Raw genomic sequence first — 12413 nt, forward strand, 5'->3', positions numbered from 1 at the left:
GAGTTATAATATCAGCTATTACAGATTGAATCAAACTAAAGCGATATTATGAACTTATCTCCGACACAGCAGGCGTATTTTGATGAAATGAGCATGACCCAAAAGATTGCCATCCTTTTAGTTCAATTGGGTGAAGATGTTACCTCTGCCCTTTTCTCAAAAATGAGCATCCAAGCCATTACTGAAATTTCCAAACATATCGCTAATAACAATAGTATTGAAAAGAATATCGGTGCGGCAGTTTTAGAAGAGTTTTACGCGATTGTCCAGTCCAATCAATACCTAAACACGGGCGGTCTTGAATACGCCCGGGAGATTTTATACAAAGCGCTGGGGCCGGATGAAGCGAAAAAAGTATTGGAACGTCTCAGTAAAACGATGCAGAGCAGCCAAAACTTTGCCTTTTTGGCCAAAATCAAGCCTCAGCAACTGGCCGATTTTATTATGACGGAACATCCGCAGACGGTTGCATTGATCTTAGCCCATATGGACCCTTCCGCTGCGGCTGAAACACTCTATATCTTCCCCGATGAACTGCGCGCTGAAGTGGCAATGCGTATGGCAAAACTGGGAGATATTACCCCTGCGATTATCAAACGGGTCAGTACGGTTTTAGAATCCAAACTCGAATCATTGGCAAGCTACAAAGTCGAGGTGGGCGGACCGCGTTCTGTTGCCGACGTATTCAACCGTTTGGGTACGAAAGTCTCCAAAGCGACCTTGTCACAAATCGAGCAGTTGGATCAAGAACTGGCTTCATCGATCAAAGAGATGATGTTTACCTTCGAAGATATTGTCGATCTCGACGGTGCCGGTATTCGCGAAATTCTCAAATCAGCCGATAAAAATGATCTGATGCTGGCTCTGAAAAATGCGGCCGAAGAGCTCAAAGAGAAATTCTTTGCCAATATGTCCCAACGTGCCAAAGACGCTTTTATCGAAGAACTCCAATTTTTAGGTGCAGTTAAAATGAAAGAGGTTGAAGCCGCGCAACGCCGAATTGTCGATGTGGTACAAGCCTTGGCGGAGCAAGGTGTCTTGCAGCTCGGTGAATCTGAAGAGATGCTCGAATAGCTATAGCCGCTCCAAAAGATAAGCGATTATCGGCAAAGTGACCAAAGCAATGATAATCCCGTAACCGACCAACGCCGCACTAAGTGCCGGAGCAAATCCTGCCGCAATTGCCAATGCACCTGCGGTAATCATAGATGGCATCCCCGATTCAAGCACCGCCGTTTTCAGTGCGAGAGGCTCAGTTCCCATCGCAAACAAAATTCCAAATGCAATCAACGGCATTACCATCAATTTGACCATAAGAGCTTTTGTAAAGAGAGGATAATCAATCCCCCCTCGAATCCGGAGCGAATACCCTACCGATACCAAGGCTACCGGTACAAGCGTAGCAGAGAGTATCTGTAAGTAAGGGATCATGCGTGAGGGCATTTCGCCCCATATCATCGCTACCAGCAGCATCAAAAAAGGGGGAAACAAAAAAAGTTTTTTGAGAATCAGCCGTTTATGGATGTGTCCCGTTTCATACCGGGCCAAAACAGCGCTGCCATAGAGGGAGAGGATCAAGAACGTCCCGAACTGATCGTACATTAGGACATAAGGGATTGCCGCATCTCCTAAAAGTGTTTGAACAATCGGTATCCCGACAAATGATGTATTTCCCAACGGAAGGACAAGCAACAAAGCGGCACGAACTTCAGGGGGATGATTTTTTGTCATTACCATAACGATAGCTACGGTAATCGGCAACAATAACCATGGAATAAGCACGACACCCAATGCTGACATATCCATATGGATCTTAGGAACTTGCAGCAATATTGTTGCAGGAAGAGAGACATAAATAACAAAAAAATTGAGACTTTTGGCCAAATCGACCGGGGCATCCGTTCGCTGGAGAAGAACACCCAAAAGCAATAAGCCGATAATAAATGCAAACGGTTCCATCTTCTGCCTTAATTGTACTAAGCGAATACTATTGCGAACCCCCTTTTAATTCTCTAAAATGCGGTTATAATGATAATTATGGAATCAAAAAATGGAGGTGTATCATGGAAACCAAGTTTATTAATGAGCCTTTCAAAGCATCACTCGATGCCAATACCGAGTATTTGTATTGTACTTGCGGTCTTTCAAAAACATTCCCGTTTTGTGATGGGAGCCATAGTGGAACCGACAAAACACCCATCAAATTTTCCGTCGAAGTAGAAACCGACAAATGGCTTTGCCGATGTGGGCGTTCAGGGCGTAAACCCTACTGTGACGGATCACACCAGCAGGGTTAATGCAACACTATACGTCACCGAAAATTTCTTTAACAACGATTCTAAAATGGCAATTATCCAAATTACTGCATCGTCGTGAGAAAATTGCGACCAACCGGAGCATCATAACGCAAGAAGATTTACCAAGCGGTGAGTATGCCCTCTGGCTGGGACACGCATCTTTGTGGCTCAAGATGGGAGAGACAACGGTAGCAATCGATCCGGTACTCGGAAATCTCCCGCTGTATCGCCGATACAGTGTACTCCCCCTCCCCAAAAAGCAATTACGTGCCGATGTCATCCTCATTACCCATGCCCACTATGACCATTACGACAAAGCATCCGTTTTATTTTTATTGCAACAAAATCCAAAAACGATTATCGTTGCACCGAATGGATTTTGGCGATATTTAAAAGGGAAAATTACACGTGAACGATGCTTTGAACTGGAGTGGTGGGAATCGGTCATGGTAGGAGGATTATTTATCACTCTTGTCCCCTCAAAGCATTGGAGCAATCGTATCCATTTTGACATGAACAAAGCGTTGTGGGGTGGATATGTGATCCAAAACAGCGATCATACGCTCTACCATAGCGGTGACAGTGCGATGGGGGAGCATTTTAAAGAGATTAGAGAGAGATTTGATATCGATGAAGCATTTTTACCGATCGGTGCCTACCGACCCGAGCCGATTATGCGACATTTCCATATTTCACCGCCTGAAGCGCTCCAAGCGGCACGAGATTTAGGGGCAAAAACCCTGATACCGATCCATTACGGAACCTTTAAACTCTCAGACGATACTTTGGATGAGCCGATCGAGTGGTTCGAGCAACTAACCCTGTCCGCGCCCTATCCGTTTCATTCGCGCACATTGCGTATCGGAGAGATTTATCGTTTCAGCGAAATATCAACATTCAAATCAACCTGATCACGTACGGTTAAAAAAACCATTTTCGGGGGTTTGATCCCAAAATCTGACATTTTCATCATACCCGAAGCCTTAATACGGACTTTACTGCCGTCTTGTGTAACAGCCCCCTCAAAGCTCATAGGTTTCGTTACACCATGGAGGTTCATTGAACCTTTAAGGAGTACGTTGTCTCCCCCTTTTACCACGACCTCTTTGATATCAAATACCGCCATATGAAATCGATCACATTCCATCGTTTCACGCATATGTTCATCACGCTTTTTGTTATCACTGATCAAATCGAGCATCGATGCTTCTACTGAACCTTTCAATGTCGAAGGATCTTTATCCATACTGAGATCTGAAACAATTTTTTTCGTCACAGGGTCAATGCTTGAATCCCCAAAAACTTCCGTATGTGCTTTAATGCTTCCGGATTCAAAGCTCAAATTCCCCGCAAATGTGGACGTTGCCACTAAAACCACTACTAAACTCACTATTTTTTTCATGTAACTCTCCTAAAATAAAATGGAAAAAGAAGGGAAAATACCCCGAGTACCGTCACAGCAATCCAAAGCTGATGTTCTAACGCAATAGCGTTAGCAGCCGATGTTGCAATCCATCCAACTCCGATCATCGCCAAAGCGGTCACTCTGATATTGCGCAGTTGAATCAATTTATGAAATACAAGGACATTATAGTACGAAATTGCAATCGGATAGACAATCGCGAGTCCGATAGGTTTTTCTAGCCAATACAAAATATAACTCACAATGAACAGTCCCAAAACAACAGGAATCTGTTTTAAGAGTTCATCCCCAAAATGGTATGCGGCATAAACTCCCACTAAATGAGAAGCTATAATCAGCAATGTATATTCGCTCCAAATGTCCATAGCTTCCGATCGGCTCAGTGTTTCAAAGAGGGCTGAATCGGCAAAGATCCAGAGCATCATCACGATTACAAGCCGCCACGGAAATTTTTTGTACTCAATCTGTAGCAGACGATTGAGATGAAAAAACCGTAAGGCCACAATAGAAATAAGGGGCAAAACAAGAGCGATAACTCCTCTATCTTCAAAAGGATAGGTATACATAGCTGTCCCTATGGCATACGAAATAGCAAGCCCGAACGAGAGCTGAAGCTTCCCTTGCGAACCAAAGATATAAAGGAGAAGTGGTGTCGTATATCCGACAACAAAACCGAGTGCCAACAACATCCCAAGCGAGTAATTGGGGTAAAACCACGAAATCATAATCTGAACCCCAAACAAAAAGTAAAGTTCAGTTTTTAGATCTTTGTGTCGCCAAAGCGCATTAAAAAGTGCCCCCATTACTCCGCCGATAGGGAGGGTAAAAAGGTCATGGATATGGGAATCAAACGCACCCACTACCCCTGTTTGTGCGATAAGGAGATAATACAGAAGCTGTGAACTGAGTACAATAACGAGAAGGTTCACTGTTTGCCTCGTAAAAACAACCAATACACCAAAGCAAATGAGGTGTCATAGAGTGCCACCAAGAGGGCAATTCCATCCAGCGCACCCGCCATATAGAGTGCGGCAAATACGGAAGCGCACAAAACCCTCACGCTCGCACTAAGCTCCGCAAAACGGTGCGGATCACTGTGGATTCCATACCAGTGCATCAATCCTGTCCCGATCATAAAAGCAAAAACAATGTACTCATACGTCCCGTTAAACTGAAATCCAAGTAACGGAAATAGTGCCGCACCGCCGAGGATAAGAATCACCCCTCCTCCTGCATCACTCAAAAAACCGCTCAAATGATAGAATTTGAGGGGCGAATCGAGTCGAAATCGAATCCGCTCATAGGTAATCCAAAGGACCATGACAACGAGTAAGGCACCAATCAGGGCACGTATTCCCAAAAACGGCTCAATCGCTCCGATAAATCCTCCTGCTTCAATGATTCCGGCGACACTAAGGGTTAGCGCCATCAGTGCCATCAATACCGTCCAAAGTACGGCGTAGACTCGACGAAAGAGATTAGGCAAAAGATGGTGCATGATCGCAAGTGCCATAAACGCCACCCCAAGTCCCATCGCGATATGGGCATGTCCGACCACCAAATCGTTACGATGGATCAAAGCGCGGATTTCGGGAATAAAGAGGAAATTTCCCTGCAAATCAACAAAGACGAATGCTGCAATCGAGAGGATCAGATACGGATTCGTTTTAAAATTCACCCCCGCATCACGGAGCCAAACCCATAACAGCGGAAGATATAGGAGCGTCAAATACTGAAAAAACCACTCTTCGTTGTAACTGAGATTATGAAAGAAGTTACGGATAATGAGAGAGAGTGCATAACCGACCAACGGCACAATCCATAACCCATGCCAGCGAGGTTTGAATTCCTGTGTGGCAACAAGCTTGATGAGCAGATAATAGAGGGGAATAAGGGTAAAACTCATCCCCAGTGTATTATCACCGTGGGGTCCGACAAGGGTCTGTTCTACTTGACCGTATTGCGGGTTCATCAACACCACCAATGCAATCGGTGCAACAATCACAGCGAGAAGCGATACATTGACCCACAAAGGACGTTTTTCATAGCGGCGCAAGGCATCTACGAGGGCAAGGAGATAAAACACTCCGCTAAAAGCAAGGAGGAAGTTCAGCTGATAAGGGAAATCGTAAAACGGCAATCCCCGAATATTTCCAAACAGCAGTGCCATAGACATGAAGAGTAAAAAGAGGTTCCAAACAACGAAATAACGGCGCAAATGGCCTATCGCATTTTCGGACAAAACTCCCTCTTTTTGAAACAGCGCAAACGGCAGCAGTGAGAGCATCAACGGGAAAAATCCGTACAACATCTGCGAAATATGTAACGACCGTGCCCTCTCAGGAGAAAGGAGCGTCATCGACCCGTCCAGCCCCAACATCTCGACCGCATAAACGAGCCCTGCGAAGAGTCCGAAAATCAGCCAAACAAGCGCGAGAGGGAGTTCATTGTTTATGAATTTGCTTAACAAGACCATCCTCCATCTCAATAATTATATCTGCGTAGTCAGCAATTTTTTTGTCGTGAGATGCAACCACGAATCCTGTCCCTTGATGTGAAAATTCTCTAAACAGTTCATACACCCCGAGCGCATTTTTCGTATCCAGATTCCCCGTCGGCTCATCCGCGAACACGACGGAGGGGTGATTGATAAGGGCTCTGGCGATCGCGGCACGCTGGCGCTCTCCGCCGGAGACCTCATCGCTATAGCGTTTCCCCAGCCGCTCAATCCCCAAACTTCCCATCAGTGGATCAATTAATGTCGGATCGAGGGCTGCTAACGCCACGTTTTCACGGAGCGTCAAATAAGAAATCAGATAATGGAATTGAAAAACAAACCCGATATGTTCCCGTCGGAAATGGTCGATATTCCCCAATTCACTCAGGGTTTTCCCATCGTATCGGACACTTCCATGCGATGGTTGCAATAACGTTGAGAGAATAGAGAGAAGCGTTGTTTTCCCGCTTCCGCTCTCGCCGATAATCGCCGTAAAGCTTCCCGGTAAAATCTCGATATCAACCCCGTTCAACACTTTCTCATGACCGTAGAAGTGTTCCAGTCCCAGTGCTTCGATCTTCATGCTCCACCTCGTTGAATCAAGCTCATCGGGTCGATACGAGAAGCATAAATGGCAGGAAGAAGTGTTCCAAACAGCGCCATCGTAACCGATACAATAAACACTTTTAACGCTAACGCAAACGTGATCTCTCCATTGATGTATCCTTGAAATTTATCGGCATGCTCTATCATCTCCAATATCCCCAGCGAAGCCCCAAGTGCTACGGTATAGGCGAGAACCGCGATAATCAGCGTCTCACTTAGAAGCTTTAAAATAATGGTGCTCGAAGAGAGCCCGATGGAACGCATAATTCCAAACTCCCCCTTGCGGTCATTCACCACCATACTCATCATACTCACGATGCCCAATATCCCCATTAAAAACGCCATGGCCCCGATCACGTCGGAGCTGGTTTTGATAATCTTGAACTGGTTGTACGAATCGATAAATCCGTCGGTTGTTTTCGCTTCCATTTCAGGATTTGCAGTATTGATCTGCTCTATGATGGTATCACTTTGGCTCAAATCATCGAGTGCGATCAGAAAAATAGAGCTACTTTTGTGAAATACCTCTCCCGCATCCCCCAGATTCATAACCACCCCACCGTCTTCGAAACCGATACGGCTTTTAAACACACCGCTGACTTTGAATTCTTTTTTTGAAAGAGATATCGTTTCAGGGTGCTTAAGGGTTTCATAGATCTTAGACCCCAGCATCACTTCACCGGAGCGTGGATAAGAGCCTTTTGTCAATGTATAGCTTTTAAAACGGTTTTCACTTGCACCGTAAATACCGACAATAGGAAGCGGATCGACGGGAGCTGCCCCTAAAATGAGGGCACTCACCTCTTTGACCCCTCCCATTTTGGAAATCTCTACGGTAACGGAGCGGTTAATATCACTGAAAAACGTATCGGCAATCCCTTTTTGGGTAACGATAATATCCCCATCGGTTTTGAGCATCGAGCTGTACATGCTCACCACACCCCCGGAAATAGCACTGATGAGGAAAATAGCGGCAATCGAAACACTCATACTGATAAAAATGAGGGCCGTTTTAAACCGGTTTTTACGAAGAGCTTTGAGCGGTGTAATCACTGCTCAATCGCTTTTTTAAGTTCGGCTGTAGTTTCTATAAATTCAACTTTGGTGAGAAAGTTCCCGCGAAATTTCATCACGGTGATTTTATCTTCCTGATAGGGGAAGTTAAGCCCCTGCTCTTCATCTTGGATCAAAAGCACCGTATGGGTATATTTGCGCATTTTCGGCAATGCGAAACTTTCGGTGATAAATTTTGGCATTTGGCTGATATCGGCCACAAATGCCGCTTTATTTTTTACCAGATACCCTTTTTCTTGAACAGTAAGATACTCGTTGACCGTGGCTCCCGTCCCTTTTTCAAACGCCATAATCAGCGTTTTCGGCATCGCTTTGAGGGTAAGACGTTTACCGAACTGATCGTTTAGATCAAGCGGCATTACCGATTGACCTACTTTATACGGAGCCGCCCAAACACTGAGTGCAACCATCAACAAAATGATAACCTTTTTCATAATAGATCCTTATACCTGATTAACTGACGAAAGTATAAAAGAAAAAAGGATAATTGACGGTTAATAGACCTTAATGAGTCAGTTTGCTTAAAATCGTTTCAAGCTCTTTGTGCTGTCCCAACGTGAGGGCAAAACTCTGATCCATCACTTTATCCAAATGATTCATCTCGGTGAGGGTAATCCCAAAAGGATCTTTTTTCGCCACCTTGCTTATCCCCGAAGAGATCGTGACATTATCGAGTTTCTTGGAACTATGACGGATAAAATAGGTAAGAAAATATCCGCCCGAGTGGTCTTTTTCGATTGCGACGACAACACGCGACGCATTTGAACCGTTCCAGGAGAGATCAGGGGCAAGGGTTTTAAAATCTTCGACAGAGAGATACCCGACATAGACTTTCGTATAAATATCATGATAACGCTGGGTTGCATTGCGTCGGAAAAATTCCACATCGATCGGATCTTTGGCGCGCAGTGATCGGCTCATCCACGTTAATGTGCTGTAATATTTAAATGCCGCAATTTTGAGTTCTTCGGCATGGGCAATCTTAGTACTCTCGACACGAATCATCGGATCGCGCTTGGATTTACTGCTGAGGCGGTCTAAAATATGACGGGCGCTGTAGGGTTTGGTAAGCCATACCGAGGCATACGGCGGAAGATCGGAAGTCCCGGTTGCCCCCTCATTTAAAACCAACAAAGCTTTCACTTGATAACGGGGAAAAAGGACTTCGAGAAGTGCCCGTTTTTTGCGGAGCCGTTTTTTCAGATTGCTTACCGATTTAACGAGGGTCATCTCAACAAAAAAGAGCTCTTTATCGGTAAAAAGCAATCCGTCAAACTCGCCGATCTCTTTGTGACGGGCTCGGTAGATGATCTGCCCTTTCCAGCTTACCGAGAGGGCATCGCTTTGGGCGCGGGTACGATGTTTGTGGGGACCTTTGATAATAAAACTTTTAATCTGCGGTTCGTTAGCGGCGTAACGGAGAAGTTTTTCGTAGATGTAATTTTCATACACCTCTCCCTCGAATGAACGAAATGCACTGATATACCCCTCATCTTCCATCGTAAGACCTTTGGCCTCTAACGAGAGAAGATGATCGATGTTATAGTCGTAATAGAGGAGGTTGTCGCCAAGTTCATCATCCCCATCAGGGATAACCGTTTCGTTAATTGTGAGCATAAAACTCTTCTTAGTGCAAATTTAGGGTACTTTGCAAATACCCGTCATCATTTTACCTTATTTTTTGCCACTTGAGTATCCTTCACGTACAAGGAGCAAAGCCCCTTGTCCTACGCTAACACTGTGTTTTACTCGGCGCAAAGCCCACGTGCAGTGACACCGCACTTCTTAAAGCCATTTTTTGATACAATAAAACATGCAGCAAAACCGACCAACCGAAGATCAAATCCGCGCCCAATTCGTCACTTCGTTGATGGAATATTTCAAAATCGAGGAGGATATCAACCTCCGCGCGCACGTTGCCGACTTAGTGCGCACGATTCAGCCCTCCCATTATCGTGAGTTTTTTCGCCGCCTCTCGTCACGCTCTATGCCGTATAAAAGCGGGTTTGAAAAGATTTCCCTGATTGCCGAAGAGTTTGAGGGTGAGATGCTTACCCCCATCGATCAAGAGGCTCAGGAGAGAGCGCAAAAGCTCTACGCTCTGATGTACGATTTGCACCGCGAGATCAGTCTGGTGCGAGATGGGGAGAAAAGTGCGCTTGAGCGGTTCGAGTCTATCCGTTTTACCTCGATCAAACGTCAGGGTGAAGAAAAAAGTCTACTCGATGAGACCGATATTAACGTGGTAAAAGCCCTCAGTAAACGGTGGATTTACGACTATGTTTCACTCGACCGGAGCCTCTTTGAAACTCGTGTCACCCACGAGTACCGTAACGAAATATTGCGTCGTGAACGCGATAAAAACACGACCCTTGCCGCAGGGTTCAAAGCCAAATTGCTCCGATCGGTCAAGCAAAAATGATTACTCTCCCGCTCGCTTTGATCGATCGTGAAGATCTCAGTCTCATGGAACGCGCACTTCTCCCCCTCATCGCCCGTCATACCCAGCAGTGGGGTGACAAACCCGGTGATATCGATGCCTCTACCCTCGCCCAGGTGATTCGTCATAGCCCTCGTGAAGTAATCGAAGCACTCGATATTATGGTGAAGAAAGGGATTTTAAAAACGATCCGCCGCAAAACAGCGCAAGGGGTAATGATCTACTATGCCTTTGCACCGATTGCCACCCTCCCATCACCGGTTATGGCTCTCACAGCGAGCGAGTACAGCGACAGCAGCTATTTTCTCAATATCAACAACGATACGTTCGATGAACTCCACGCTTTCGCGCTCGAATTGTGTGACCGAGAGGGATTACGTCGAGAATTGTTTGAAGATTTTAACCTCTATCAGCGCTCTAAAAACAACCGTTCATTCGACTGGTGTGCGGAGTTTGAGCGTTGGGTACGCAAAGAGATCGCTTCCAATGCTCCGGTTATCGCTTCGCAGCAAACCCTCGCTGAGGCAAAACCGACCACCGAAGAGTTCGAGATGGCGCAATATTTCATCCGCCATCTCTCTTCCATCGACCCTCAATTCGAAGAGCCGTTCGATGTCATGAGCTGGGCCGCTCAGATAAAACTCCTCATTGAAACAGGGGGATATACCCTACTGGATGTGAAAGCGGTTATCGACTGGCTCTTTAGTGCCAAAGGGGATTGGTTCCGTCCCAATGTCCCGGATGCGTATCATCTGCGTAAACATTTCAAACGGCTTATCGCGCATACCCGCTCTTTCCGAGACGGCAAACCGCGCCTCCCCGATGGGGTCGATCTGTTCGATCTTTATGAGCAGATGTAGGATTTAATAGTTCTACAAGAGGTCTAATTAAGAATAAATTCGATCCGTCGGTTTTTGGATCGCCCCTCTTCGGTCGTATTGGGAGCAATCGGATCGGCATCTCCCATCCCGTTTACCGTAATGATACTCGGATCAATCCCCTGCGTTGCCAAATACTCCGCGACCACTTTTCCCCGTGCTTCAGAGATAATCTCATTCGTTGCATAAAGATGTTTGAGACGCTGTGGCGGAATATCGTCGGTATACGAATTGATGATAATCGATTTGTTTCCAGAGACTTTGAACACTTTTGCCCACTCATTCAACCGTGTTTTTCCCGCTTCGTTGAGGGCGACTATCCGATTGTCAAACAGCTGAAAATTGCGGAAATACGCTACCGGTGCTGGAGTTGTTGCTAAGGGTTTTTCAATGATCGGCTTCGCCGCAACCGCAATCGGTTTTTCAACTTTCGGTTCGGTTTTTACGATAGGGGTTGGTGTGATGATTGCCGGTGCCGTAATTTTGCTCACAGGGACAACAGCGACCGGTTTGACTTCCGCAACCGGAGGCGTTAATACCGGAACGTTCGTTGGGGTTGGTTCCGGCGCGCTAAGCGGTTTGATCTCATTGGCGGCAACTACCATCGGCGTTATGGTTTGACCCGGTTTGAGTTTTTCAATCTCCATCATCACACACGCCCCTTTGACATCACGGGCGGTCAGCGTATACGTATTCCCTTTTGCCTGCCATATCGGGTTTTTAAGGGGCTTGAGATCTTGATCCAATCCCTGATATTTACGGACACCATACCCTTTCGGTACATTAACGGTAAGGATATTTTCTGCCGTCACACAATCAGGACTCCCCTTGCAATCCCCGCCGCTGAGGAGTATTTTATAGACACCGTTCTCTTCCGATACCAAAAAATCGTCTTTATACGCACGCTGCACATACGAATAGCGATCGGTATTGGCAAAAGAGAGTTTAACGCTTCCGTCTTTCAATTTTTCAATCGAATGCTCTTCAGGTCGGACATAAACAATCCGATTTGAATCAAATCCGCGATCAAACATAAATCCGTAGTTTTTATTTTTAGCACCTTGATAATTAAAGTGAAAAATTCCTTCTGAAAAATCGGCTTGCGGATAAAAAATCATCTCCGATACATCAGCGCTCAAATGAGCCCAACTGAGCCCTAGTGTTAGTAGTCCGATAGCTATTTTAGTTTGCATTATCA

Annotated in this window: 14 protein-coding genes; 5 read left to right on the plus strand and 9 right to left on the minus strand. The window is 45.7% G+C overall.

Annotated features, from left to right (window positions below; translation table 11 throughout):
* Positions 1-48 precede the first annotated feature (48 nt).
* Entirely contained in the window at positions 49-1074 is a 1026-nt protein-coding gene (fliG, locus tag B649_RS11430) for a flagellar motor switch protein FliG (protein ID WP_015654679.1), read from the plus strand.
* Here the strand turns inward: fliG and B649_RS11435 are convergent, their stop codons facing one another.
* Positions 1075-1959 carry an AEC family transporter gene (locus tag B649_RS11435; RefSeq protein WP_015654680.1) on the minus strand — a complete coding sequence of 295 codons (885 nt, stop codon included), beginning with the start codon at positions 1957-1959 and terminating at the stop codon, positions 1075-1077.
* 104 nt (positions 1960-2063) lie between these two features.
* On the opposite strand from B649_RS11435, the gene B649_RS11440 reads away from it, so the two are divergent.
* Together B649_RS11440 and B649_RS11445 are read left to right on the plus strand one after the other, a co-directional pair.
* Entirely contained in the window at positions 2064-2297 is a 234-nt protein-coding gene (locus B649_RS11440; RefSeq protein WP_015654681.1) for a CDGSH iron-sulfur domain-containing protein, read from the plus strand.
* Positions 2297-3208 (plus strand): MBL fold metallo-hydrolase, encoded by a 912-nt coding sequence (locus B649_RS11445; RefSeq protein WP_015654682.1) that lies wholly within the window; start codon positions 2297-2299, stop codon positions 3206-3208. The genes B649_RS11440 and B649_RS11445 overlap by 1 nt, the downstream gene beginning before the upstream one ends.
* Here the strand turns inward: B649_RS11445 and B649_RS11450 are convergent.
* The 7 genes from B649_RS11450 to B649_RS11480 all read right to left on the minus strand — a co-directional run bounded on the left by B649_RS11450 (position 3169) and on the right by B649_RS11480 (position 9514).
* A complete protein-coding gene (locus B649_RS11450) occupies positions 3169-3699 on the minus strand; it encodes a YceI family protein (protein ID WP_015654683.1) in 531 nt (176 codons plus the stop codon). The genes B649_RS11445 and B649_RS11450 overlap by 40 nt on opposite strands.
* A complete protein-coding gene (locus tag B649_RS11455; protein ID WP_015654684.1) occupies positions 3696-4649 on the minus strand; it encodes a hypothetical protein in 954 nt (317 codons plus the stop codon). Before B649_RS11455 ends, B649_RS11450 begins: the two co-directional genes overlap by 4 nt.
* Positions 4646-6190, minus strand: a complete 1545-nt coding sequence (locus B649_RS11460; protein WP_015654685.1) for a cbb3-type cytochrome c oxidase subunit I — start codon at positions 6188-6190, stop codon at positions 4646-4648. The genes B649_RS11455 and B649_RS11460 overlap by 4 nt, the downstream gene beginning before the upstream one ends.
* Positions 6165-6800, minus strand: a complete 636-nt coding sequence (locus tag B649_RS11465; protein WP_015654686.1) for an ATP-binding cassette domain-containing protein — start codon at positions 6798-6800, stop codon at positions 6165-6167. Before B649_RS11465 ends, B649_RS11460 begins: the two co-directional genes overlap by 26 nt.
* Positions 6797-7876, minus strand: a complete 1080-nt coding sequence (locus B649_RS11470) for an FtsX-like permease family protein (protein ID WP_015654687.1) — start codon at positions 7874-7876, stop codon at positions 6797-6799. The genes B649_RS11465 and B649_RS11470 overlap by 4 nt, the downstream gene beginning before the upstream one ends.
* Entirely contained in the window at positions 7873-8331 is a 459-nt protein-coding gene (locus B649_RS11475; RefSeq protein WP_015654688.1) for a hypothetical protein, read from the minus strand. The genes B649_RS11470 and B649_RS11475 overlap by 4 nt, the downstream gene beginning before the upstream one ends.
* A gap of 70 nt (positions 8332-8401) precedes the next feature.
* Positions 8402-9514, minus strand: a complete 1113-nt coding sequence (locus B649_RS11480; protein ID WP_015654689.1) for a hypothetical protein — start codon at positions 9512-9514, stop codon at positions 8402-8404.
* A 196-nt stretch (positions 9515-9710) separates the two neighbouring features.
* On the opposite strand from B649_RS11480, the gene B649_RS11485 reads away from it, so the two are divergent.
* A complete protein-coding gene (locus tag B649_RS11485; RefSeq protein WP_015654690.1) occupies positions 9711-10319 on the plus strand; it encodes a hypothetical protein in 609 nt (202 codons plus the stop codon).
* Complete coding sequence (locus B649_RS11490) at positions 10316-11197, plus strand: hypothetical protein (RefSeq protein ID WP_015654691.1); 882 nt, start codon at positions 10316-10318, stop codon at positions 11195-11197. The genes B649_RS11485 and B649_RS11490 overlap by 4 nt, the downstream gene beginning before the upstream one ends.
* Positions 11198-11220: 23 nt before the next feature.
* Here the strand turns inward: B649_RS11490 and B649_RS12365 are convergent, their stop codons facing one another.
* Positions 11221-12408: an OmpA family protein gene (locus tag B649_RS12365; RefSeq protein ID WP_015654692.1), complete on the minus strand. Its 1188-nt coding sequence runs from the start codon at positions 12406-12408 to the stop codon at positions 11221-11223.
* Positions 12409-12413 lie beyond the last annotated feature (5 nt).

The organism is Candidatus Sulfuricurvum sp. RIFRC-1 (assembly GCF_000310245.1).
Lineage (GTDB): Bacteria > Campylobacterota > Campylobacteria > Campylobacterales > Sulfurimonadaceae > Sulfuricurvum.